This window comes from Bradyrhizobium sp. NC92, from assembly GCF_025200865.1.
Classification (GTDB): domain Bacteria; phylum Pseudomonadota; class Alphaproteobacteria; order Rhizobiales; family Xanthobacteraceae; genus Bradyrhizobium.
In genome coordinates this window covers 5297168-5320859 of record NZ_CP104171.1, presented here as the reverse complement: position 1 = coordinate 5320859, position 23692 = coordinate 5297168, and the positions used below count along the sequence as shown (strand labels likewise).

At 65.9% G+C, this 23692-nt stretch carries 21 protein-coding genes, 3 tRNA genes and 2 pseudogenes; 16 read left to right on the top strand and 10 right to left on the bottom strand.

Features of this window, described 5'->3' with window-relative positions; translation table 11 throughout:
• Nucleotide 1: 1 nt before the first annotated feature.
• Nucleotides 2–205: a hypothetical protein gene (locus tag N2602_RS25100; RefSeq protein WP_260379768.1), complete on the bottom strand. Its 204-nt coding sequence runs from the start codon at nucleotides 203–205 to the stop codon at nucleotides 2–4.
• 247 nt (nucleotides 206–452) lie between these two features.
• On the opposite strand from N2602_RS25100, the gene N2602_RS25095 reads away from it, so the two are divergent.
• From N2602_RS25095 to N2602_RS25080, 4 genes are all read left to right on the top strand, one after another.
• On the top strand, nucleotides 453–2150 hold the full coding sequence (locus N2602_RS25095; protein WP_260379767.1) for a methyl-accepting chemotaxis protein: 1698 nt from the start codon (nucleotides 453–455) through the stop codon (nucleotides 2148–2150).
• A gap of 259 nt (nucleotides 2151–2409) precedes the next feature.
• Nucleotides 2410–3123 (top strand): class I SAM-dependent methyltransferase, encoded by a 714-nt coding sequence (locus N2602_RS25090; protein WP_260379766.1) that lies wholly within the window; start codon nucleotides 2410–2412, stop codon nucleotides 3121–3123.
• 96 nt (nucleotides 3124–3219) lie between these two features.
• Complete coding sequence (locus N2602_RS25085) at nucleotides 3220–5052, top strand: PQQ-binding-like beta-propeller repeat protein (RefSeq protein ID WP_260379765.1); 1833 nt, start codon at nucleotides 3220–3222, stop codon at nucleotides 5050–5052.
• 201 nt (nucleotides 5053–5253) lie between these two features.
• A complete protein-coding gene (locus tag N2602_RS25080; protein ID WP_212260331.1) occupies nucleotides 5254–5670 on the top strand; it encodes a GFA family protein in 417 nt (138 codons plus the stop codon).
• Between the two features lie 374 nt (nucleotides 5671–6044).
• On the opposite strand, the gene N2602_RS25075 is transcribed toward N2602_RS25080, so the two are convergent.
• Together N2602_RS25075 and N2602_RS25070 are read right to left on the bottom strand one after the other, a co-directional pair.
• A tRNA-Thr gene (locus N2602_RS25075) sits at nucleotides 6045–6119 on the bottom strand.
• 168 nt (nucleotides 6120–6287) lie between these two features.
• On the bottom strand, nucleotides 6288–6749 hold the full coding sequence (locus N2602_RS25070) for a hypothetical protein (protein WP_260379764.1): 462 nt from the start codon (nucleotides 6747–6749) through the stop codon (nucleotides 6288–6290).
• Nucleotides 6750–7032: 283 nt separating this feature from the next.
• Here N2602_RS25070 and N2602_RS25065 point away from each other — a divergent pair, with 283 nt between their 5' ends.
• Together N2602_RS25065 and N2602_RS25060 are read left to right on the top strand one after the other, a co-directional pair.
• A complete protein-coding gene (locus tag N2602_RS25065) occupies nucleotides 7033–7515 on the top strand; it encodes a hypothetical protein (protein WP_260379763.1) in 483 nt (160 codons plus the stop codon).
• A 41-nt stretch (nucleotides 7516–7556) separates the two neighbouring features.
• Nucleotides 7557–8051: a hypothetical protein gene (locus N2602_RS25060; RefSeq protein WP_172783137.1), complete on the top strand. Its 495-nt coding sequence runs from the start codon at nucleotides 7557–7559 to the stop codon at nucleotides 8049–8051.
• Between the two features lie 60 nt (nucleotides 8052–8111).
• Here the strand turns inward: N2602_RS25060 and rlmB are convergent, their stop codons facing one another.
• On the bottom strand, nucleotides 8112–8945 hold the full coding sequence (gene rlmB / locus N2602_RS25055; RefSeq protein WP_172783138.1) for a 23S rRNA (guanosine(2251)-2'-O)-methyltransferase RlmB: 834 nt from the start codon (nucleotides 8943–8945) through the stop codon (nucleotides 8112–8114).
• A gap of 207 nt (nucleotides 8946–9152) precedes the next feature.
• Between rlmB and N2602_RS25050 the strand changes: the two genes are divergently transcribed.
• Both N2602_RS25050 and N2602_RS25045 read left to right on the top strand, forming a co-directional pair.
• A tRNA-Tyr gene (locus tag N2602_RS25050) sits at nucleotides 9153–9238 on the top strand.
• A gap of 95 nt (nucleotides 9239–9333) precedes the next feature.
• Nucleotides 9334–9571, top strand: a pseudogene (locus N2602_RS25045) (GIY-YIG nuclease family protein).
• Between the two features lie 24 nt (nucleotides 9572–9595).
• Here the strand turns inward: N2602_RS25045 and N2602_RS25040 are convergent.
• Entirely contained in the window at nucleotides 9596–10627 is a 1032-nt protein-coding gene (locus N2602_RS25040; protein ID WP_260379762.1) for an LLM class flavin-dependent oxidoreductase, read from the bottom strand.
• A gap of 136 nt (nucleotides 10628–10763) precedes the next feature.
• On the bottom strand, nucleotides 10764–11687 hold the full coding sequence (locus N2602_RS25035) for a LysR family transcriptional regulator (RefSeq protein ID WP_260379761.1): 924 nt from the start codon (nucleotides 11685–11687) through the stop codon (nucleotides 10764–10766).
• A gap of 113 nt (nucleotides 11688–11800) precedes the next feature.
• Between N2602_RS25035 and N2602_RS25030 the strand changes: the two genes are divergently transcribed.
• From N2602_RS25030 to N2602_RS25020, 3 genes are read left to right on the top strand one after another with little or no spacing between them, the layout of a single operon-like run.
• The gene (locus tag N2602_RS25030) at nucleotides 11801–13159 is read left to right on the top strand and encodes an MFS transporter (protein ID WP_260379760.1); all 1359 of its coding nucleotides are present in this window, start codon (nucleotides 11801–11803) and stop codon (nucleotides 13157–13159) included.
• Nucleotides 13156–13659, top strand: a complete 504-nt coding sequence (locus N2602_RS25025; protein ID WP_260379759.1) for a GAF domain-containing protein — start codon at nucleotides 13156–13158, stop codon at nucleotides 13657–13659. Before N2602_RS25030 ends, N2602_RS25025 begins: the two co-directional genes overlap by 4 nt.
• A gap of 17 nt (nucleotides 13660–13676) precedes the next feature.
• Nucleotides 13677–14924 (top strand): amidohydrolase family protein, encoded by a 1248-nt coding sequence (locus N2602_RS25020; RefSeq protein WP_172783144.1) that lies wholly within the window; start codon nucleotides 13677–13679, stop codon nucleotides 14922–14924.
• A 48-nt stretch (nucleotides 14925–14972) separates the two neighbouring features.
• Here N2602_RS25020 and N2602_RS25015 read toward each other — a convergent pair.
• Together N2602_RS25015 and N2602_RS25010 are read right to left on the bottom strand one after the other, a co-directional pair.
• Nucleotides 14973–15952 (bottom strand): annotated as a pseudogene (locus N2602_RS25015) (NADPH:quinone oxidoreductase family protein).
• A 56-nt stretch (nucleotides 15953–16008) separates the two neighbouring features.
• Nucleotides 16009–18066, bottom strand: a complete 2058-nt coding sequence (locus N2602_RS25010; protein ID WP_260379758.1) for an ATP-dependent helicase — start codon at nucleotides 18064–18066, stop codon at nucleotides 16009–16011.
• A 122-nt stretch (nucleotides 18067–18188) separates the two neighbouring features.
• Here N2602_RS25010 and N2602_RS25005 point away from each other — a divergent pair, with 122 nt between their 5' ends.
• The gene (locus N2602_RS25005) at nucleotides 18189–18779 is read left to right on the top strand and encodes a TMEM175 family protein (RefSeq protein ID WP_172783147.1); all 591 of its coding nucleotides are present in this window, start codon (nucleotides 18189–18191) and stop codon (nucleotides 18777–18779) included.
• Nucleotides 18780–18783: 4 nt separating this feature from the next.
• Here N2602_RS25005 and N2602_RS25000 read toward each other — a convergent pair whose 3' ends face one another.
• Nucleotides 18784–19164 carry a YciI family protein gene (locus tag N2602_RS25000; protein WP_172783148.1) on the bottom strand — a complete coding sequence of 127 codons (381 nt, stop codon included), beginning with the start codon at nucleotides 19162–19164 and terminating at the stop codon, nucleotides 18784–18786.
• A gap of 213 nt (nucleotides 19165–19377) precedes the next feature.
• Here N2602_RS25000 and N2602_RS24995 point away from each other — a divergent pair, with 213 nt between their 5' ends.
• Complete coding sequence (locus N2602_RS24995; protein WP_172783149.1) at nucleotides 19378–19563, top strand: hypothetical protein; 186 nt, start codon at nucleotides 19378–19380, stop codon at nucleotides 19561–19563.
• Nucleotides 19564–19590: 27 nt separating this feature from the next.
• The gene (locus tag N2602_RS24990; RefSeq protein ID WP_212260352.1) at nucleotides 19591–19794 is read left to right on the top strand and encodes a hypothetical protein; all 204 of its coding nucleotides are present in this window, start codon (nucleotides 19591–19593) and stop codon (nucleotides 19792–19794) included.
• Between the two features lie 11 nt (nucleotides 19795–19805).
• On the opposite strand, the gene N2602_RS24985 is transcribed toward N2602_RS24990, so the two are convergent.
• The gene (locus N2602_RS24985; protein WP_260379757.1) at nucleotides 19806–20519 is read right to left on the bottom strand and encodes an ABC transporter substrate-binding protein; all 714 of its coding nucleotides are present in this window, start codon (nucleotides 20517–20519) and stop codon (nucleotides 19806–19808) included.
• Between the two features lie 327 nt (nucleotides 20520–20846).
• Here N2602_RS24985 and N2602_RS24980 point away from each other — a divergent pair, with 327 nt between their 5' ends.
• Entirely contained in the window at nucleotides 20847–23249 is a 2403-nt protein-coding gene (locus N2602_RS24980) for an ATP-binding protein (protein ID WP_260379756.1), read from the top strand.
• A gap of 331 nt (nucleotides 23250–23580) precedes the next feature.
• Nucleotides 23581–23654: transfer RNA gene (locus N2602_RS24975), tRNA-Gly, on the top strand.
• Nucleotides 23655–23692: the final 38 nt, after the last annotated feature.

Below are 23692 nucleotides of genomic sequence, written 5' to 3'. Positions count from 1 at the left end.
GCTACCGCTCGCGCGGATTGACGTTGGGCTCGAACGGCGCGCCGACCACCCGAACCGGGATCTGAGCAGGCATGCGCGTGGTGAGGTCGATCACGGCTCGATCGGCGACCAGCTTATCGGGTGCCTGTCCCCGCATTGGCTCGAACAGCGCCAACGTCCCGGCCACGGCGCTACAGCACAGCGTCACCGTCGCCAGTAGAATCATGTTTCGGTTTTCTTCCTGGATCCGCATGCGCCGACAACGGTTGACGCCCGAGCCGGTTCCGGGCCTGCGCTCTCCGACGCGAAAACAGGCTGAAGCTTACGCCAAGCTTACGACGGGGTGCCAAAGCGTTATTTGTCCGTAAGACTACTCCTGTCGCTTGGTATCAATTCTTAACGTCCGCCGGTTCCAATCCCACCGCTGGGAATTGCTCGCGGTGCTGCGAGTCGGAGATCATTGGGCGGCTGAAATGAGCTTTTTGAATAATCTGAAGATCGTGTGGAAGGTGGCGCTGATCGTGGCGGTGATGGGCTGCGCGATGATCGCAGTTGCGGGCTTCGGCCTGCGCGAGCTATCCGCGACGGTCGACGGCTTCGGCGAACTCGCCGCCGCGCAGTCCTCCGCTCTCAGCCTCGCGCGCGCCCAGCGCCGCGCGGAGACTTATCACGCCGCGCTCTATGCCGTCTTCACCGAGGCGACCGAGGCTGGCAATGCCGCCCGCCTGAAGATCGCGAACCAGAACCGCGACGAGATCCGTCAATACCTGGATGCGGCGGAGCAGGATGATCCGGCGCGCGCCAGCCAGATCAAGAACATCGGTGACCAGCTGAAGGCGGCGTTCGCAGGCTGCGACCCGGTGCTGAAGGCCGGATCGCAGGCCAGCACCACGGAAGAGAACGCCAAGGCCGCCGAGCGGGCGCACAAGGAGTGCGATCCGTTGCTCGATGGGGCCCTGGCACGCATCGCGCAGTTCACGACCGAGACCGGCCAGGCCGTTGCCAAGCGCAAGGATGCCATCAACCGCGACGCTCATGCCGCGACCTGGACCGTGATCGGCGTCAGCGCCGGCGGCCTGATCCTGGGCATCGCGATCGCGCTGTTCATCGGCCTCAAGGCGATGTCGCAGCCGATCGCCCGGCTCAAGCTCGCCATGGAGGGCCTCGCCCGCAACGATCTCACGACCGAGGTGCCCGAGAAGGATCGCCGCGACGAGATCGGCGACATGGCGAGGACGGTCGAGGTGTTCAAGACCAACGGGCTCGAGGTCGAGCGTCTCAAGGCCGCGCAGACCGAAGCAGAGAAGCAGGCGGCCGAGCAGCGCCACCGCGACATGATCAATCTTGCCGACGGTTTCGAGCGCGCGGTCGGTGAGATCATCGACACGATCGGTTCGGCCTCCACCGAGCTCGAGGCGTCTTCCTCGACGCTGGCGACCACCGCGCAACGCGCCCGGGAGCTGACCTCGGTCGTCGTCGCTGCCTCCGGTGAAGCCACCGGCAACGTCCAGTCGGTGGCGACCGCGACGGAAGAGCTGTCCTCCTCGGTGAACGAGATCAGCCGCCAGGTGCAGGAATCGGCGCGGATGCCGGGCGAAGCCGTCGCCCAGGCCCGCACCACGACCGAGCGCGTCAGCGAGCTCTCGGTCGCGGCCACGCGCATCGGCGATGTCGTCGAGTTGATCAACACCATTGCCGGCCAGACCAACCTGCTGGCGCTGAACGCCACGATCGAAGCGGCGCGTGCCGGCGAGGCCGGCCGCGGCTTCGCGGTCGTCGCCTCCGAGGTGAAGACGCTGGCCGAGCAGACCGCCAAGGCGACCGGCGAGATCAGCCAGCAGATTTCCGGCATCCAGTCCGCGACCCAGGAATCGGTGAACGCCATCCGCGACATTTCCGCCACGATCGAGCGGCTCTCGGAGGTGTCCTCGACCATCGCTGCGGCCGTCGAGGAGCAGGGCGCGGCGACCCAGGAAATCTCGCGCAACGTTCAGCAGGCCGCGCACGGCACCCAGCAGGTCTCCTCGAACATCACCGATGTGCAGCGCGGCGCCGCCGAGACTGGCTCGGCTTCCTCGCAGGTGCTCTCGACCGCCAAGATGCTGGCGAGCGACAGCACCCGATTGAAGGACGAAGTCGGAAAGTTCCTGCGCACGGTGCTCTCGGCGTAAGCCGTCGTACCGCGGCTTTCGTCCGCCGGTGCTGACCGCGCTTAATGCGGCAGCACAAGGCCGAGCGCGAACACGAACAGCATGGTCGTCATGACGACGGCCGTCACCGCGCCGGCGACGATCTTGGCCTTCTCTTTGGGAGTGGTGGAGCGCATGGGATCTGGACGGGACGAATAACGCTTCGTAGGTTTGCTGCCAGGCAATTTCGAACAGTTCGCCTGGGTTGTATACTGTGCCTGCACCGGAAAAGGCTCGCCCCATGATCCCCGATCGTCCTCCCGTGCTCGCCCACGAGCGCTTCGTCGCCGACCGTGACAATTTCTCAGGGCTGGATCTCGCCGCGCGGTTCGAGCGGATCGAGCGTACGAACCTTTGGGGCGCTGTCGGCTCGGTATCGGGCCTCGGCTCGGAGGACCTTGCCACCGCGGCCATCCAGGACGCGCTTCCGCCATTGCTGCAGCGGCTCGGCGTGCGCTCGCTGCTCGATGCACCTTGCGGCGATGCGGGTTGGATCGGCCGCGTCAAGCTCGACCTCGACTATATCGGCATCGACATCGTGCCCTCGCTGATCGCCACCAACAACCGGCGTGTGGCGGACGGCGAATTCGCCGGCCGATTCCTGGTTGCGGACATCACGCGTGATGCGCTGCCGCGCGCTGATTTGATCCTGTGCCGCGACTGCCTGGTGCATCTGAGCTTTCAGAACATCGCCCGCGCCACCGCCCGCTTTCGCGAGAGCGGCGCGCAATATCTGCTCGTCACGACCTTTCCGGAATGGGACGACAACCACGATTGTGAGGACGGCGACTGGCGGGCGCTGAACCTGGAGAAGGCGCCGTTCGGCTGGCCGGCGCCGCACGCGCTGATCGATGAGCGTTGCGAGGAGGGCGGCGGCGGCTGGCGCGACAAGAGCCTCGGGCTGTGGCGGCTGCAGGAATTGCCGGATTCTGTCCGCATGGCCGCGGATATCTGACAGCGGCGGGCACAACGTCCATTGCATCCGCGATCGCGCCGGGGATAGACTTCTGGTTGCGTGAAGCGATCTCCCCTCGCATCGCCGGAGCCCACCATGAGCATACGTGCCGTCTTGGCCGCGTTGTTGATCTGGTGCAGCGCGCCGGCGCTGGCGCAGCAGGAGGGCGCCTCGCTCTATGCCGCGCATTGCGCGCAGTGCCACGACGGCGATGCCCAGACCCGCATGCCGGGTCGCGCCGCCCTGCAGGCGATGTCGTTCGACCACGTGCTGGGGACGTTGACGACAGGCAGCATGGCGGCGATGGCAAAGGACCGCAGCGATGCCGAACGCCGCGCGATCGCCTCGTTCGTGACCGGCAAGATGCCGACGGGCAGCGCCGCCGCCGACGCGGAGGGCCGCTGCGTGCAGCAGGCGGGCGGCTTTCCGCAAGCCCTCGACGGTCCGCGCTGGAACGGTTGGGGCGTTGACGCCAACAACAGCCGCTTCCAACCGGCCGACATGGCCGGGTTGACCGCGGCGCAGGTGCCGCATTTGCGGCTGAAATGGGCCTATGCCTTTCCCGGCGCCTCGGTGTCGTTTGCGCCGCCCACCATCGTGGGCGGGATGCTGTTCATCGGCGGCACCGATCGCAAGGTTCACGCGCTCGATGCGCGAAGCGGCTGCACGCTGTGGACCTTGGCGCTTGATGCGGCGGTGCGCGCCGCGATCAGCTTTGCGCCGCTTCCGGGCTCCGATCAGTTCGCGATCTTCTTCGGCGATTTGCGCGCCAATGCCTATGCGGTGAACGCGCTGACGGGCGCGCTGATCTGGAAGGCCAAGGTGGAGGAGCATGCCGCCGCACGCATCACCGGCGCGCCGACGCTGCATTCCGGCGTGCTCTACGTGCCGGTGTCCTCGCTCGAGGAAGCCGCCGGCTCGCAAGCCTCCTACGAATGCTGCACCTTCCGCGGCAGCGTGGTGGCGTTGCAGGCCGCGACCGGCAAGATGATCTGGCAGGCGTACACGATCCCCGAGATGCCGCATCCGACCAGCAAGAATGCCAAGGGCACGCAGCTGTTCGGACCATCCGGCGCCGCCATCTGGTCGGCGCCGACGATCGATGTCCAGCGCGGCGCTGTCTATGTGGCGACCAGCAATTCCTATTCGAATCCGCCGGCCGCGACCGCCGATGCGATCCTTGCGTTCGATCTTGCAACCGGGAAGCTGCTCTGGACGCAGCAGGCGACGCCAAAGGACGCCTTCGTCGTCGCCTGCTTCAGCATGGACAAGACCAATTGTCCCGACCAGCCCGGGCCCGATCACGATTTCGGCCAGTCGCCCATCCTCGTCACCTTGCGCGACGGCAGGCGCATTCTCGCCATCGCGCAGAAATCCGGCGTCGTGCACGCGCTCGATCCCGACGATGGCGGCAAGATCCTGTGGCAGACCCGGATCGGGAAGGGCGGTGCGCTCGGCGGCAGCGAATGGGGTTCGGCTACGGACGGCGAGCGCATCTATGTCGCCAACTCCGACGTGCGCTTCAAGCGCGACGGCTCGCGGCAGCTCGATTCCACGCAAGGCGGTGGCCTGTTCGGGCTCGACCTTGCCAGCGGCAGAGTCGTGATGGAGGTGCCGCCGGTCGCCTGCGGCGAGCGCCCGCAATGCAGCCCCGCGCTCTCGGCGGCGGTGAGCCTGATCCCGGGTGTCGTGTTCTCAGGCAGCGTCAGCGGCTTCCTGCGCGCCTACGCCACCGACGGCAAGCTGTTGTGGGAGTTCGACACCGCGCGGGATTTCAAGGCGGTGAACGGGGTCCCTGCCCGCGGCGGCGCGATCGACGGCCCCGGTCCCGTCATCGCCGGCGGCATGCTCTACACCAATTCCGGCTACGGCCAGTGGAGCGGCGTCGCCGGCAACGTGCTGCTGGCATTCGAGGCCGGGACGGAGTGACAATCTCGCCGCGGTGTCCCGGACGCGCTGCAGCGCGTTTGCAGACGGATTGAGGTTACCGCCGCGAACGCGTCATTGCGAGCGCAGCGAAGCATTCGGCGGAGGCAGTCTGGATTGCTTCGCTGCGCTCGCAATGACGGAGGTTGAACGCGAACGTAACCTTTTCAATTCGCAGCCAGCCAATGAGGGAGATCAGATTCGATGATCGATGCCAGATGCAGCTGCGGCGCGCTTTCGCTGTCGCTTCCGGGACCCTCGCGCCTCGTCGTTGCCTGTCACTGCCTCGACTGTCAGCGACGAACCGGCGCGCCGTTCGGCGTCGGTGCCTTCTATGCCGCAGAGACCGTCACGATCTCTGGAGTATCCAAGTCGTATGTCCGAACCGCGATGAGCGGCGGCGAGGTCTGCAGATATTTCTGTCCCGACTGCGGCTCGACGGTCTACTGGCAAGCCGACAATCTGCCTGACATGATCGGCGTTGCCGTTGGCGCGATCGCAGATCCGGATTTTCCGGCGCCGACGAGATCGGTGTTCGAGCAGTCGAAACATGCCTGGGTCGAGATCGGCGGCTCGGTCGAGCATTTCGAACAGAGCAGCGCGCGCAAGAGTTCAGGCTGAGGCACAGGGTTCGAGCGCTGGTTCGGCGCGGCCGGTGTCCGGTCAAGGCCGCTGCCGATGACTTGCGTTGGACGGCGCTCCTGATGTCTGTATCGCCTCACCAGGAGCACGGTCCAGCGGCGGGTGAGGCCTGGCGAGTCCTACCGTTCCGGGAGGTGCGTCGCTGCTGGCCGTACGGGTATTGACGTGCTCTAGCGTGACTGTCGATGCAACCACAATGGCGATGGCCAAGCCGACAGCGGCTAAGACTAAGGCTGTCCGATCATTCGGGTCCATCGCTAGACCTCCGCGAGACGGCTCTATGGTGAACGAGGAAACGCCGAACTGACGATTTGGTTCTTGCGTCAGGCCACGACGGGTGTCGGCTCAACCAATGGTGCCGGCTGAGGGGATTGAACCCCCGACCTTCGGTTTACAAAACCGCTGCTCTACCGCTGAGCTAAGCCGGCGACGCCTGGGAGGCAGGGGCGGAGCTCGGCTTGCGCCGGGGCCGTCCACCCGTGCGCGCCGCAATACCAGACTTGATCGGAAAGTGCCAGAACCGGGAGGTCACCAGCGCAAGACGTGAAACGGGCGGCCTCGTGGGCCGCCCGATGTCGTGTTCGGCTCAAGCTGCCTTACTGGCAAATGTGCCGGCGACCGTCTGCGCCCTTGAACCAGGTGCCGGGCGTACAGACGAAGCCGTTGCGCTGGGCATAGGTGCGGGTGTCCCAGCTACGATTGTTCCAGCCGCGGTCCCACGAATTGTCATAGGCGTAGGAATTGTCCCAAGCGCGGAATGGGGCGGTGGCAATCGCACCAGCAGTGCCGATGGCGACGCCGGCCGCGACGTCGGTCGGCCAGAACCCGGTGGGGCTCCTGTTCCAGTCGTTATTCCAATCGCGGTTGGTCTGGCGATAGGACATGCGACGGTGGCGGTAGCCGCTATCGGTTGATGCCTTTGCGGGGCCGAGGGTCTGGCAGTTGGCGTTGGGGAATTGCGCCGAACAGCGTGGATTATTGACGGCGGTCTGCGCCATGGCAGAGCCTGCCAGCATGGTCGCTGCGATCGCCGTGGCCCCGAGAAGCTTGATGGTCATGGTTGTTCGCTCCCATTTTGTTGACAGGAGCTAAACGCCGACGGCGCAGGACGTTCCGATGCAACCCTGGGATTTTTCGACTGCGCAGCGTCAAACCGATGTGAGCAGCGTGCGCTGTTCCAGCCGCGCGGTTCCGCGCCGTTAACGCTTCGCTAGCTCGCCGTGCAGCATTTGAGCGGCGTGCAATCCTTGCACGTTAGGCTTACCGGAATTTGGTGAGCAGGCCTTAACCCTCTCTGCGTCGCGATCGGTTAGGTTGCGCCCGGATAACCGGGGTCTCCTCATGCGTGCCGTGGCGCTCGCCGCCTTTCTGATCGGACTGCCTGCTACGGCGTTTGCCGGCGGCTTCGAGATTGTCGTTCCCGGCCGTCCCGGCGTGCCCATCATCATCAACAACATCGACGCGTCCTATGCCGTCGTCGAGGGCACCTGGGGTCTCGGCAAGGGCCAGCAGGTGCAGCCCACGATCTATGGCGGACGCTATATCGCCGAGCGGCAGCCCGACGACGTCGGTCATTACTATCCGACGCTCGGCCTGCGGCCGGGCTACGGCCGGCTCGAGGTCGAGCCGCCGGCGAACCGCAAATTGCCCAAACCCGCCGAGAGCTATCACCAGAGCTGGGGCGCCTCGTCCGCGCCGCTGCCGGCGCAGATGGACCCGCCCGTCGATCCGCCGCCGGTGATCTACGCGCCCGAGATCAACGACCGTCCTCGGCCTCCGCGGCCGCGGCCGCGCACAGAGATACCCGGCAGGCCGCCGGGTTGAGAAACGTGACAACCAAAAACGGAAATCAACAGGAGAGTATAATGCGTCAGATGATTTCGGGACTGGTCGCGGCAGCTGCCGTGATGTTCGCCGCCACCGCGCCGGCCGCGGCCTGCGGCTTCACCACGTGCGCGCCGGTGGCGCCGGTCTATACCGGCTGCAACACCGGGTGCGGCGGATATGGCTACGGCTACGCCGCCTATGAGCGTCTCGCCGAGCCGACCACGCAGTATTACTACGTCAACCAGGGCCCGACCTATACCGGTCCGGGCGCCTTCGCGCCGTATCCGACCTACCGCGAGGACGCGGTCGTCGCGCCCGCCAATTACGGCTACGGCTATGGCTATCGTGCCGCTGCGGTCGCGCCGCCGGCCGCTTATCCCTATCGCCGCCCGTACTTCCGTCCGTATCGCTACGGCTACGGCCCCCGCTACGGCTACCTGCCGCGCGTGCACTACGGCCCCCGCTACGGCTATGCCCGCCGCGCCGCGCCGTACTATTATGGCGGTCACCGCGTGCTGCGCCGCTATTACTGATCTCTGATCGGTTGAGACTAGCGAGGCGCCCGTTCGCGTGATGCGGACGGGCGTTTCGTTTTAGGAGCGCTTCATCAGCCCGAGCCGGCTCGCGCCGACATAGAGCGCGAGCACTGCAGCGTTCGAGACGTTGAGGCTCTTGATCTCGCCGGGCATGTCGAGCCGCGCCACGACGCTGCAGGTTTCGCGGGTCAATTGCCTGAGGCCTTTGCCTTCGGCGCCCAGCACGAGCGCAAGCGGCTCGCGCAGCGCGACGTCGCTGATATCCTCACTGCCTTCACTGTCGAGGCCGACAGTCTGGAACCCGCGCTCGTTCAGCGCCGTCAGCGCACGGGCGAGATTTTGCACGGTGACAACAGGCACCAGCTCGAGCGCGCCGGAGGCTGCCTTCGCCAGCACGCCGGTCGCTTCCGGACTGTGGCGCGCGGTCGTGACGATCGCCTTCACCGCGAACGCGGCGGCCGAGCGCAGGATGGCACCGACATTGTGGGGATCGGTGATCTGGTCGAGCACCAGCACCATGCCGTCCTGCGTCAACGTCTCGATCTCGGGCGAGGGCAGGGGATCGGCCTCAGCGAGGAGGCCCTGGTGCACGGCGTCGGGCGACAGCAGCCGGTCGATCTCCTGGGGCCGCACGATCTCGGGCGCCACCCGCGTCTCGATGTGCTCTTCCGCAAGGCGCCTTGCGGCGTTCTCGGTCAGCGTCAGCTTGCGGATCCGCCGCCGCGGGTTGGCGAGCGCCATGGTGACGGTGTGCCAGCCGTAGAGAATGACCGGGCCGTCGCCGTGCGAATCACGGTCGCGCCAAGCCGGTCGGCCAGCCGATTTTCCGGGTCTGTTGAAGGGCTTAGCCCCGCCGCGAGCCCCCTTGGGGCCGAATTTTCGATCCTTCATGGGCTCGCTTCTGTCACGGGTTCCGGAATATGGCAATTTCGGTGCTTGTGAGGGCGATTTTAGCTGCTTGCCTCGGTTGACTTTGCCCCACCGCTTCGCCCATAAACGCGCCCGGTCGCGCCCCGATCCGGGTTGTCGCGGCCTTCACGTTCCATGGCCGTCTTCGGTCCGCCGGCAAGGTCCGGCCCGATTGTGCTGCCGTCGAGCGGGGGAGTGTCCCGAGTGGCAAAGGGAGCTGACTGTAAATCAGCCGCCTCATGGCTTCGCAGGTTCGAGTCCTGCCTCCCCCACCATCCTGCTTCGCGCTAACGCGCTTCGCAGGATTTGCAGCCTTCCACTGCGCGAAGCAGGATGCCCTCCGAAGCCTTGGCGAAGGAGGGCGGCGTCCATGGACTATGTCTATCTTCTGGAGAGCGAAGCTTTCGGAGGCCAGCGCTACATTGGCCTGACTACGGACCTCAAAAAGCGGCTAGCGGATCATAACGCAGGCAAATCATCGCATACCTCCAAATTCAAGCCTTGGAAGTTGGTGGCCTATGTGGCCTTCTCGGATTTGCACGAGAGCCTTCGAGCGTTATTTGAAGTCGGGTTCGGGCCACGCGTTCGCGAAGAAGAGACTCTGGTGAGCGAAAGCGAAGACGAACATTCCACTACCCCATCATCTCCCGCACCATCGGCACCACCTTCCGCCCGTAGAGCTCGATGCTCCGCATCAGCTTCTCGTGCGGCAATGGTCCCGCCGAATACTTCAACTGAAACCGCGAAATGCCGAGCGCCTTGGCGGTCTTCGCGATCTTGCGCGCCACCGTTTCCGGCGCGCCGACATAGAGCGAGCCATGCTCGGCCTCATGGACGAACTCGTCGCGTCCCATCGGCGGCCAGCCGCGCTCCTTGCCGATGCGGTCGCGCATCGCCTTGTAGTCGGGCCAGAGTTCTTCGCGCGCCTGCGCATCCGTTTCGGCGACATAGCCCGGCGAATGCACGCCGATCGGCTGTGCGGGCCGGCCAAACTCCTTGAAAGCGCGGTGATAGAGCTCGACATAGGGCGCAAAGCGGGCGGGATCGCCGCCGATGATCGCGAGCATCAGGGGCAGATCGTAATGCGCGGCGCGCACCACCGATTGCGGACTGCCGCCGACGCCGATCCAGGTTTTCAGCGTGCCGTTCTCGACCGGCGGATAGACTAGCTGATCCCGCAGCGGCGGACGCAGCTTGCCTTGCCAGGTGACCGGCTGCTGCGACAACAGCGCGGCGAACAGATCGAGCTTCTCCTCGAACAGCTCTTCATATTTGCGGAGGTCGAAGCCGAACAGCGGGAAGGATTCGGTGAACGAGCCGCGGCCGAGGATCACCTCGGCGCGTCCGTTCGAGACCGCATCCAGCGTGGCAAAGCGCTGGAACACGCGGATGGGATCGTCCGAAGACAGCACCGTCACCGCCGAGCCGAGGTGGATGCGTTTGGTGCGCGATGCGATCGCCGCGAGCACGGTTTCAGGCGAGGAGATCGCAAAATCGGCGCGATGATGCTCGCCGAGGCCGATGAAGTCGAGGCCGAGCTCGTCGGCCAGCACCGCTTCATCGACGACGTTGCGGATCACCTGCGCATGCGAGATCAGGGCGCCGGACGCATCTCTCGTGACGTCGCCAAAGGTATCTAGTCCGAATTCGAGCGGTGTGGTCATCGATGAGGTCTCTGCGGGGCGCGACAGGCCCCTTATGGGAGGGAAATAGTTGCGGTGCAGCTAGGGCGGGGAGGCGGCTTCGACAATGCTGATCCGGGAAAGGCAACGTTTCCGATTCTACATCGAACCTGTGGGCTCAATCGGATCTGGCGAACATATCGACCAGGGTCTCGCGCAGCCAGCGCTGCGCCGGCACGGTGTCGTTGCGCTGGTGCCAGAACAGGCTGACGATGCGCGGCGGCGCCTTGAGGGGAAGCGGCATCGCATGCAGGAGCGGCGCGTGCCTCGATTGCGAGCGCAGGTCGCTCGGCAGCACCGCGATCAGGTCAGATTGCCGCACGACCTCGTAGGCAGCGCTGTAATGATTGACGGTCGCGACGAGGTTGCGCGACAGCCCGCGCGAGGCCAGGAAGAGGTCGTAGGACGGCATGGTCTTGCCGGCGAGGCTCACGTCGACATGTCCAGCGTTGAGGAAGGTGCGCGTGCTCAGCCGTTTCTGGGCGGCGAGCGGATGGCCGCGCCGCATGAAGCAGGCATAGTCGACCGTCCACAGCGAGCGCGAGCGGATGGCGGCCGGCTGCTGCGCCTCGTTGACATAGACGCTGAGCACGCAGTCCACCCTGTTGTCCTCGAGCTGGTCGGCGATCTCGACGACGGTATTGGGCACGGTGTGGACGCGCGACTTCGGCGCAACCTTGCCGAGATGGTCGAGCAGGTTCGGCATCACCAGCGAGGAGACGTAGTCCGACATCGACAGGCTGAATTCGGTCTGCGCACGTGCAGGATCGAATACCTGCTCGTCGAGTGCACCGCGCACACTTTCCAGTGCCTCGCCGATCGGCTCCCACAGCACCACGGCACGCTGGGTCGGGCGGATGCCGGTGCCGGCCCGCACGAACAGGGGATCGCCGAGCGCATCGCGCAGCCGCGCCAGCGCGTTGCTGACCGCGGGCTGGGTCATCCGCAACGCATTCGCGGCGCGCGTGACGCTGCCCTCTGTCATCAGCGCCTCGAACACTTTCAGGAGGTTGAGGTCGAGCGCGCGGAACGACACGGACATTCACCATCGTGATATATCAGATCATGATTATAAATTATGACGATAATTTCACTTTGTCTATGGTTCCCTCCCGAGCGGCGCGCCGGGGCCCGTGACATCAGAGGGGGACTTTCATGTCGATGATATCGGCGCGCATCGAGCGCCTTCCTTTCGCACGCTTCCACACGCATCTGCTGCTGATGGGCGGGCTCGGCTACATGTTCGACGCGATGGACGCGGCGGTGCTGGCCTTCATCCTGCCGGTGTTGCGCACGGCGTGGAATCTGACGAGCGTGCAGATCGGCGTGCTCGGCAGCAGCACCTATATCGGCTTTCTGTTCGGGGCGTTGCTGGCGGGCACGCTGGGCGACCTGATCGGCCGCCGCGCGGTGATGATGTCGGCGCTGGCGCTGTATTGCGCCGCATCGATCGTGAGCGCGATGGTCGACACATGGCCATCCTTCTTCGCCGCGCGCGTCGTGGCTGGCATGGGCACCGGCGCGGAGAGCGCGATCATCGCGCCTTATCTCGCGGAGTTCGTGGCGCGGCGTTATCGCGGCAGCTTCACCGGGGCGCTCGCGGGCTTCTTCTCCTTCGGCTTCGTTGCCGCGGCCTTGCTCGGTTACTTCATCGTTCCCACCTCCGACAACGGCTGGCGCATCGTGCTGGTGATCACCGCGGTGCCCGTCGTCATGCTGTTGTGGTGGCGCCGGGCGCTGCCGGAATCGCCGCGCTGGCTGGAGAGCAGGGGACGGGAGAAGGAAGCCGAAGCCGTGCTCGACCGGATCGAGGCGAGCTTTGCGCGCGAAGGCCGTGTCCTGCCACCGCCGGTCGTCGAAGTCGCGGCACCCCCCGCGACCGCTGGCACGCTGCTGGCCAATTTCGCGGCGCTTGTTGCGCCCCGCCAGGCGCGCATCACCATCATGACCTGGATCATGTGGCTGGCGATCACCTTCAGCTATTACTCCTTCTTCGTCTGGATCCCGGGCCTGCTGGTCCAGAACGGCATGAGCATCACCAAGAGCTTCGCCTATTCGATCGCGATCTATTGCGCGCAGATCCCCGGCTATTTCAGCGCCGCGTATTTCAACGAGCGCATCGGCCGGCAGGCGACGATCGCGACCTACATGGTGCTCGGCGGTATCAGCGCGCTCGGGCTCGCTTTCGCGCAAAGCGATCAACAAATCATGGCGGCAGGAATCTTCCTGTCCTTCTTCATGAACGGCACCTATGCGGGCGTCTATGCCTATACCGCCGAGGTGTTCCCGACGCCGGTCAGGACCACGGGCGCCGGGCTCGCTTCCGCAATCGGTCGCATCGGCGCGATCGTCTCGCCGATCCTGGTCGGCTATCTCTATCCGAACTTCGGCTTTGCCGGCGTGTTCGGCGTCACAACCACCGTGCTGCTGCTCGGGGCTGTCACCGTCGTGCTGATGGGCGTGCCGACGCGCGGCCGTTCGCTGGAGGAGATCGCGGCGGGCGAGGTGGCATGACGCGGACGAAATTTAAGGCCGATCCGCTGCTCTGCGCCGTCGCGGCGGCGCAGGGCAGGGTGGACCAGCCGGATGCTCTATTCGCTGCGCTCGACCAAGGCTTGAACTTGGCGATCGGGCACAAGCTGTTCACGGTCCTGACCTATGACGAGGCGGCCAGCGAACTGGCGCGGCTCTACTCCAATCTGCCTGGTGCGTACCCGGCTGGCGGACGCAAGTGCCTTGCACCGGGCCCGTGGACCGAGGCCGTGCTGGACCGCGGCGAGGCCTATATCGGCTATACGCGGGATGATCTGCGCACCGTGTTCTCCGATCACGAGCTGATCGCCTCGCTCGGCTGCGAGAGCGTGCTGAACATCCCCGTGCGCTGGCGTGGGCGCACGCTCGGCTCGCTCAATCTGCTTCACGAGGCGGGCTGGTACGGCGAAGATGATGTCGCCGCGTGCCTTCCCTTTGCACAGCTCGCGCTGCCCGCGCTGCTGACAGCGACTTCGTCCTGACCTGACAGGAAACGACCATGACCAGCATCCTCTTCAAGAACGCCGCTCTGCTCGACCCGCTCCAGCCGGATTTGCTGGAGGGACAGCACGTGCTGGTCGAGGACGATGTGATCAAGGAGGTCTCGCACCGGCCGCTCCAGGCCAGCGCAGATCGCATCATCGACCTCAAAGGCAAGACGCTGATGCCCGGGCTGATCGATTTGCATGTTCACGCCATCGCCGTCGAGCTCAATCTGGCGCAGCAGGTGCATATGCCGAATGTGCTGGTGACGCTGCGCTCGACGCTGCTCTTGCGCGGCATGCTGCGGCGGGGCTTCACCACTGTGCGCGACGCGGGCGGCGCCGGCCACGCGCTGAAGCAGGCGATCGACACCGGCCTGACCGACGGTCCTCGGCTGTTCGTCTCCGGCCGCGCGCTCAGCCAGACCGGCGGCCACGGCGACATGCGGGCACGTTCCGATTACCTCGCCAGCGATGCGCCATGTCCGTGCTGCGTGCGGGTCGGTGCGCTGGCGCGCGTTGCCGACGGCGTCGACGGCGTGCGCAAGGCGGCGCGCGAGGAGCTCCAGATGGGCGCTGATCAGATCAAGATCATGGCCTCCGGCGGCGTCGCCTCGCCGACCGATCCGGTCGGCGCCTTCGGCTACTCCGAGGACGAGATCCGCGCCATCGTCGAGGAGGCGCGCGGGCGCCAGACCTATGTGCTCGCCCACGCCTATACCGCTGCGGCCATCGAACGCGCGGTCCGCTGCGGCGTGCGCACCATCGAGCACGGCAATCTGGTCGATGCGCCGACCGCGCGTTTCATGGCCGAGAAGGGCGCCTATGTCGTGCCGACGCTCGTCACCTATGAGGCGCTGGCCAACGAGGGCGCCCAATATGGCCTGCCGCCGGAGAGCGTCGCCAAGATCGCCGATGTCCGCGACGCCGGGCTGCGCTCGCTCGCAATCTATCGCGACGCCGGTGTGAAGATGGGGTTCGGCAGCGACCTGCTCGGGCCGTCGCAGCGCCTGCAGAGCGACGAATTCCGCATTCGCGCCGAGATCCTCGGCCCGCGCGCCGTCATCGCCAGCGCGACATTGATCGGCGCCGAAGTGCTCGGCATGGAGGGCAAGCTCGGCCGGATCGCACCCGAAGCCATCGCGGACCTGCTGGTGGTCGACGGCAATCCGCTGCGCGACGTCGCCTGCCTGCTCGGTCAGGGCGAGCACATTCCGCTGGTGATGAAGGCAGGCAAGGTCCAGTTCGACCGGCTGGGCGCGTAGTTGCCGCCGCATCACGGGCATCTTCGCACCGATGTCGATCTTCGGCTCCTATTTCGAGATGCGCACGACCATCTTACCGAGCGCCCCACGCGTCTGCATGGTCCTGAACGCTTCCCGGAAATCGTCCAGCGCAAAGACACGACCGACCACAGGCTTCAGCTTGCCCTCGGCCAGCCAGCCCGTCAGCTCCGACATCAGGCGCTTCTGCAACTCGGGCTCGCGCGTTGGAAGCTGCGCGAGGTCGACGCCGAGCAGGGCGCCACCTTTCAGCAGCGGCAGATTGAACGGCAGCGCGGGGATGGCACCGGCGGCGAAGCCAACCGCCAGATGGCGTCCGCGCCAGGCGATGGAGCGAAAGGCTTGCACCGAGACGTCGCCACCGACGGGGTCGAAGATCACGTCGGCGCCGTGTCCTCCAGTCAATTCCTTCAGCTTGTCGCGCCAGCCGGTCTGCGTGTAGTCGATCACAGCGTCGGCGCCGTGTTGTTGCGCGAACTCGCGCTTGTCCGGTGTCGATGCCGCTGCGATTACGCGGGCGCCGAGCAACTTGCCGATCTGGACTGCCGCGACTCCCGTACCGCCGGCGGCGCCCAGCACCAGAAGCTGTTCGCCTGCGCAGAGCGAGGCGCGTGCACTGAGCGCATAGAGCGCGGTCAGGTAATTGGCGCGAAACGAGGCGGCGACCTCGGCCGCGACGCCGTCCGGCAGGGGATAGAGCGCCGGAGGGGTGACGACGATCTCTTCGGCAAGCGCGCCCGAGCGCGTCATCCCCATCACGCGCATGCCGGGTTGATAACCTCCCGGCCTGCCCGGGGCTTCGTCCACGATCCCTGCGAACTCCGTTCCGGGGATGAAGGGAAGGGGGTCCTTGGTTTGATAGAGGCCCTGAATCTTTAAGCCATCGACAAATCCGATTCCCGCTGCCTCCACCCGAATGCGCAACTGTCGGGCTCCATGGACGGGGGCGGGATGTCCTTCAGCTCGATCTGATCGATGGGGGCGTATTGCTCGACGACGACGGCTTTCATGTCGGACCTCGGTTGTTCCAGATATCCTGACAGGTCCCGACACTAGCCTCTTGTGTCTACCGCCACATCCCGCGCATCCTTGCCCCGATGTCGATCTTCGGCCCCTGCGCCGCGGTGCGCGCGGCGCCCGCCGCTGCCTTCGGCCAGGCGGTGCGCTCGAACAAATAGACCAGCTGCTCCGGGATGAACCGGGTGCGCGAGGCGTAGACGTGGCGGTCGCCCTTGGCGGCCTGGCCGTGGACGAAGAAGCGCTGCGGAACGACGAGGTGAAGATCGTCCTTGGCGCGGGTCATCGCGACATAGAGCAGGCGGCGCTCCTCCTCGAGCTCGGCGCTGGTGCCGGCGCCGAGATCGGACGGCATGCAGCCGTCGACGACGTTGAGCACGAACACCGATTTCCACTCCTGGCCCTTGGCGGAGTGGATGGTGGAGAGGATCAAATAATCCTCGTCGCGCAAGGGTGGACCTGATTTGTCGCTGGTCGCATCCGGCGGATCGAGCGTGAGCTCGGTCAAAAATTTCTCGCGGGAGGCATAGCCGCTCGCGATCTGCTCGAGCTGCATCAGATCGGCGCGGCGCGTCTCGGCATCCTCATGGATGCGATTGAGATGCGGCTCGTACCAGAGCCGCACCCGTTCGAGGTCGACGGGCCATTCCGAATAGCGAAGGTTTTCGACCGTCCGGACGAAGCTGGTCCAGTCCTCGCCGGTGCGCGCCGGCCCCGGCAGCCGGCCGAGCGTGGCAAGCGGGTCGGTGCTCTCCGCCATCTGGTCGAGCACGCGTTGTGCGGTCGCCGGGCCGACGCCCGGAAGCAGGTGCAGGATGCGAAAGCCGGCGACGCGGTCGCGCGGATTTTCGGCGAAGCGCAACAGGGCCAGCACGTCCTTGACATGCGCGGCATCGAGAAATTTCAGCCCGCCAAATTTCACGAACGGGATGTTGCGGCGGGTCAGCTCGATCTCCAGCGGACCCGAATGCGAGGAGGTGCGAAACAGCACCGCTTGGTGCTTGAGCAGCGCGCCTTGCTCGCGGTTGGCCAGCACCGCCTCGACGATGTAGCGCGCCTGGTCGGCCTCGTCGTGCACGGTGACGAGCTGCGGCTTGCTGCCCGACGTGCGGTCGGTCCAGAGATTCTTGGTGAAGCGCTCGCGGGCGAGGCCGATGACGCCGTTCGCCGCCGACAGCACTGCTTGCGTCGAGCGGTAATTGCGGTCGAGCGTGATCATCTCCGCGCGCGGCGAGAAGCTCTGCGGAAAGTCCAGGATGTTGCGGACGGTGGCGGCGCGGAACGAGTAGATCGACTGCGCGTCGTCGCCGACCACGGTGAGGCCGCGCCCATTGGGCTTGAGCGCCAACAGGATCGAGGATTGCAGGCGGTTGGTGTCCTGATATTCGTCGACCAGCACGTGGTCGAAGCGGCCGCCGATCTCCTCAGTGATCAGCGCATCGCTCATCATCTGCGACCAGTACAGCAGCAAATCGTCGTAATCGAGCACGTGCTGGGCCTGCTTGGCCTCGACATAGGCGGCGAACAGGCCCTTCAGCTCAGCGGCCCAGCCTGCGCACCAGGGATAATGCTGGGCGAGCACCTTCTCGATCTCCATCTCGGCATTGACGCAGCGGGAATAGATCGACAGGCAGGTGCCCTTGGCGGGAAAGCGGCTCTCGGTCTTCGACAATCCACGCTCGTGCCGCACCAGGTTCATCAGGTCGGCGGAATCCTCGCGGTCATGGATGGTGAAGGCGGGATCGACGCCGATCCGCTCGGCATATTCCCGCAGCAGCCGCGCGCCGATGCCGTGGAAGGTGCCGGCCCAGGTCAGCGCATCGCGCATGATCGCGGCGTTGTTCTCGCCCAGCACCTTGCGGGCGATGCGCTCGACCCGGCCGGCCATCTCCGCGGCGGCTCGGCGGGAGAACGTCATCAGCAGGATGCGGCGGGGATCGGCGCCCGCGACGATCAGATGCGCGACGCGGTGGGCCAGCGTGTTAGTCTTGCCGGAGCCGGCACCGGCGATGACGAGCAGGGGGCCGCCCACGGTTGAGCCCTCGGCCACGCCATGCTCGACGGCGCGGCGCTGCTCCGCATTGAGCGTGTCCAGATATGTCGCCACGAATCGCCCCGGTGAAAGGATTAGACTCGGCGATCCCGGCGCGAAGCGCAATGCGGCTGGACGGGACTGGAATTAGGATTTAGGGGGGAAGAGGCCCTTAGGTTCCAGCACCCCATGGCGAGATGACCGAGCTCAAGCCCGACCAGTTCGAGATGCGGCGGCTGGAATCGCTCAGCAACACCATTTTCGGTGTCGCCATGACGCTGCTGGCCTACGACCTGCCGAAGGCGGCGGTGTTCACCAGCGCCCCCGGCTGGAGCGAGCTCGCCCATATCTATTCCGGCAAGCTGGCCGGGCTTGCGCTGAGCTTCATCATCGCAGGCGTATTCTGGATCAGCCATCATCGCCGGCTGGCGCGCCAGCCGATCGGCAGCCGCGGCGACGTGATCCTCAACCTGTTCTTCCTGCTCTCGATCGTGCTGCTGCCTGTCACAAACGGCCTCTACACCAATTACGGCATGAGCAACGCCGTCGCCGTGCTCTACGGCTTGCATCTGACCGCGATCGCCGGCCTCAACGCCTGGCTGTGGTGGACGATCCTCGGCGGCTGGCGCAACGAAATCATGGCCTCGCTGTTTCCGCTGCTGGTGTTCATTCCGGGCACGATCGTTGCGGCGTTCGCGCCGCAGGCCGCACCCTTCCTGTGGTTCGTCGCTTTCGGCGGCATCGTGATCCAGCGCTTCCTTCCCAACCGGACCGAGCCGGGCGCGTAGGACTTTAGCCGGATGTCGCGCCGAACCCATCGGCCGGCACGTAAAGCTTGACCGGGCGGATCTCGTACACCGCCGTCGGATTGACCGCACGCAGCTTCCGCGCCGCCGCGATCGCCTCCTCCTCGGTGGCGCATTGCATCAAATGGAAGCCCAGAAGCTGCTCCTTGGTCTCGGCAAACGGCCCGTCCAGCACCATTCCCGCGCCGGGGCCACGCAAGGTGCGGGCCTTCCGGGTCTCATCCAGCCGGGCCGCCGGTCCAAACTGGCCGCTGGCGCGCAGGGGCGCCTGAACCTCGATGACTTTGGCGACGACCGCGGCGTCCTGCTCCGGTGTCCAGGACAGGACTTCGTCTTCCACGTGGTAGGCCAGGATCGCGTAGAGCATCGTCACCTCTCTTTTTTCTTTTGCGCGTGGTTTTTACCCAAGTCCCAAGGACGCATCACGGCAGCCCCTGCCGACACTCCCGAAGCAGAATATTGCGTGGCCGGCAAGCGGCGAAACCATCCTGAAACCCAATTGCGGCCTTGCCATGTGAACGCCGCCGGAACAGGCCGCGACTGATGAACCACGAACAACAAGCTTTTGCTGGAGGCGGCAATGTCGGGTCAAACCATCAAGATCATCTGCGACGCGCGGCGGGCGGGACAGTCGGAGCCGGCCGATCTGCACGACCAAGCCGGCCATCACCGCTATTACGGCAGCTCGGCCGAGAACGGCGGCGAGCGGATCGTCGAGAGTCGGCGCGGCAAACGGCGGCGCGTGCTCAGCATCTTCGGTTTCTGAAGCCTCCCGGCAAGACCGGCATTCGAAATGGACGTGCTGCAGATATCGATCGCGGCGATGCCGTTCCTGCTCGCGCTGACGAGCCGGACCTGCAAGGCCATCGTCCCCTGCCTTCTGACGAGCCTGCTCACGGTGCTGCTCGGCGAGGAGCCGCACCGCGCGGTCGTGGCCTGGTGCGTCGGCATGCTGATCGCCGCCGTCGCGCTGCGCGAGCGGCTTCGCACCGGCTGACGCGGCATTCGTCATTGCCCGCTCAAGACCTGTCTGACCAGGGCCTCGCGCAGTGAGGCCAGCTCGCCGCTCGCCTGCATCCGAGCGATCACCTTGCCAACCTCAGGCACCAGATCGCGATGGCGTTCATGCAGGTAGTGGTAGATGTGGATGCGCTCGAGCGGCGGGGAGAGCGGGTAGATCCTGGCCTGCAGATTGAGTTTCCGCACCGTGGCGAGCCCGCTGAAGAGGTCGGTGACCATCACGTCGAAACGGTCGGCATCGAGCATCCTGGCCATGTTCTCGAGGCTGCTAGTCGCCGTGACGCGGGCCATGCCGCGTGTGCCGGCTTCCGAGGAGCCGACGCCGCGGACGATGCCGATGCTGTAATCCTTGATCGAATCCCAACCTGCGACCTCGAACCGGAGCTTGGTCGCGAACACCGCCGGCTCGATGTAGTTGATCGCCGGCGTGACCTGGACCAGCGTCGGGTAGTCGCGCGAGAGCGTTCCGATCCGCTGGATCTCGCCGTCGACCTCGCCGGCGCTCGACAATGCGAGCGCGCGCTTGCCAGGCACGTCCTCGAACTCCAGCCTGATGTTCAGCTTGGCGTAGACGGCCCGCAGCATCTCGCCGCCGACATATTGATCGGGGATGTCGGCGATGCGCGCCAGCCGGATCGTGTCCTGCGACAACGCAGGATCAGCGGCGAGCAGCGACAGGCAGGCGACGGCTAGCCGCCACATCAGGCGTCTCCTTCGGCCGTGCATCGCTACCCCAGGCATCCGGATGCCGGCGCGATCTACCGGGAGTTGGCGCCTGCACGCCGGCCGCAACGATCGCTGCCCGCTCGTGCCGCGAGCCTACCGGACTTTCACCGATGTCATTCTAGCACGGGCAGTGGTAGCTTGCCCACCGGTCCCGCTGCGGGGCGGAAGACGTGACTTGCCGACCTCGAGCCGCGGGCCGACGGGATGTCGCTTGCATCGGGTGACGAGACGGGCGTCTCATGGATTGCTCGAGACTGCAACCGCTCGACGCAACAGCGAGCCGCCATTTCGGGGACATGGTGCATGGCCAACGCAGGTGACGAGGACGCCAAGCGCAGCCACGCCATCTCGCCGATGGCGGCGAAGCCGGGTCTGACCGACATCGGCGCGCTTGCGCCGTCGATGCTCTCATCGCTGCCGGCACGCTTCATCAACTGGTCGCGCAGCGGCGTCGGGCCGCGGCTGCTCGCGGCCGTGCTGCTGTTCTCTTCGGCCGTGACGCTGACGCTGACCGCGCTGCAGCTCTATCTCGACTACAATCGCGAGGTCGGTCTCATCGAGACGCGGCTCGACGAGATCGGCCGCAGCACGACCGGCAGTCTCGGCGACAGCCTGTGGAATCTCGACCAGAACCAGCTCAAGCTCCAGCTCGAAGGTATCCTGCGGCTGCCCGATATCCGTGCCGCCGAGGTGCGCGAGATTGCCGATCGTCCCAATCCGATCCGCATCGCGGTCGGCGAACCGGGCACGCGTTCGATCGTCACGCGCGACTATCCCTTGAACACCATCGTGCAGGGGACCGCGCGCCCGATCGGCGTGCTTCACGTCGAGGCCACGCTGAGCGAGGTCTATCAGCAATTGCTGAACCGGGCCCTGGTCATTCTGGCGAGCCAGGCCGCGAAGACGTTCCTGGTCTCGCTGTTCATCATCTACATGGTCCATCTGCTGGTGACGCGGCATCTGGTGGCCATCGCCGAGTTCGTCAGCAAGTACAACCTGGCGCGGCCGCCACCGCCGTTACGGCTGGAGCGCCGGGCGCCCTCCGATGCCGACGAGCTCGACAAGGTGATCGAGGCCTTCAACGCGATGTGCGCGAACCTCCAGCAGGCCTATGGCGAGCTGCGCGAGGCCAATGCCAATCTCGAGCGCGACCTCACCATCCGCCGGCGCGCCGAAGCGGAGGCGCGGGCGAGCGAAGAGCGTTTCCGCGACTACGCCGAGACCGCCTCCGACTGGTTCTGGGAGACCGGGCCGGACCACCGCTTCACCTACCTCTCTGACCGGGTGATTGCCTTCGGCATGGATCCCAAAGTGCGGCTCGGCACGCGTCGCACCGATACGGCGCTCGATCGCGATACCGAGCCCGAGAAATGGCGCGCGCATCTGGCGACGCTGGACCGTCACGAGCCGTTCCGCAAATTCGAATATCGCGGACGCGACACGCGCGGGCGGATGCATCATTTCAGCGTCAACGGCAAGCCGGTTTTCGACGCCGATGGACGCTTCCTGGGCTACCGCGGCTCCGCGACCGACCTCACCGCGCAGCACGAGATCGAGGAGCGGCTGCGTCAATCCCAGAAAATGGACGCGATCGGCCAGCTCACCGGCGGCGTGGCGCACGATTTCAACAACGTGCTCACGGTCATCACCGGCACGATCGAGATCATCCAGGAGGGGCTTGCGGACAAGCCCGATCTCGCCGCGATCGCGCAATTGATCGACGATGCAGCCGCGCGCGGGGCGGAGATCACCTCGCAGCTGCTGACCTTCGCGCGCCGCCAGCCGCTGGAGCCGCGCGAGATCGACGTCAACGCCCTCGTGGCCGAGACCGCGAAGCTGCTGAAGCCGATGCTCGGTGAGCAAATCGAGATCGAGACGCGGCTCGCCGACGAGGCCTGGTCCGCGATGGTGGATCCGTCGCAACTGTCCTCCGCGATCGTCAACCTCGCCGTCAATGCGCGCGACGCGATGCCGGGCGGCGGCAAGCTCACCCTCGAGACCGCGAACCGCGAGCTCGACGGCACGGAGACCGCCGGCGAGGGCGTGCGCGGCGCCTTCGTGATGGTTGCGGTCGGCGACACCGGTCACGGCATTCCGGCCGACATCCGCGAGCGTGTGTTCGAGCCGTTCTTCACCACCAAGGGGGTCGGCCGCGGCACCGGGCTGGGGCTGAGCATGGTCTACGGCTTTGCCCGCCAGAGCGGCGGCGCCGTCGCGATCGAAAGCGAGGAGGGGCGCGGCACCGTGATGCGGCTGTTCCTGCCGCGGGCAAAGGGCGAGGCGGTGGCCAGGACGGCACCGGTTCAGGCGCCCCCCATGGCGCGCGGGCAGGAGACGATACTCGTGGTGGAGGACGATCCGCTGGTCCAGGGCTATGTCATCGCGCAACTCGGCGGCCTCGGCTATCGCACGCTCGCTGCGAGCGACGGCGCGTCCGCGCTGGCGCTGGTCGACCAGGGCGCCAGATTCGATCTCCTGTTCACGGACATCATCATGCCCGGCGGCATGAACGGGCATGAACTGGCAGAAGCCGTCAGGCTCCGCCGACCGGGCGTGAGGGTGCTCTACACCTCCGGCTATACCGACGACACCATCGTTCACGAAGGACATCTCGATCCCGGCGTGGCGCTGCTGTTCAAGCCATACCGGAAGGCGGAGCTGTCGCAGAAGATTCGCGAGGTGCTTGCCGGCGAGCCGCCCCCCTGAGCCGCGCCGACAGACGAAAAAGGCGCGGCGGGAAGGCCCCGTCGCGCCCGATGTCTTGCTCGCTGGTCCAGGGCTGAGAGCGCCCCGATGCCAAGCCCTACTCAAAGCTTAGCGGGCGATCCCAGCGAGGTGACAGCGCTTGAGATAAGACACTGGATCACCTCCTTTCGTTGGTTGCGGAAGTCTTCAATATAGGCGGCGATCCCGCCGCTGTTAAGGGGCGGGCGGCCAAGTCGGAACCAGCCGTCTGCGCAAAGCCCCGGAAAGCCGCCGAAAGCCGCCGTCCCGGCAGTTGAGACCGCCGCCGAGCCGTGTTAGGGGATCGCCCGACGCGGGTGTAGCTCAATGGTAGAGCAGCAGCCTTCCAAGCTGAATACGAGGGTTCGATTCCCTTCACCCGCTCCAATCCGCGGTTTGATTGGTGCATCGTCGGCGAGATTTGT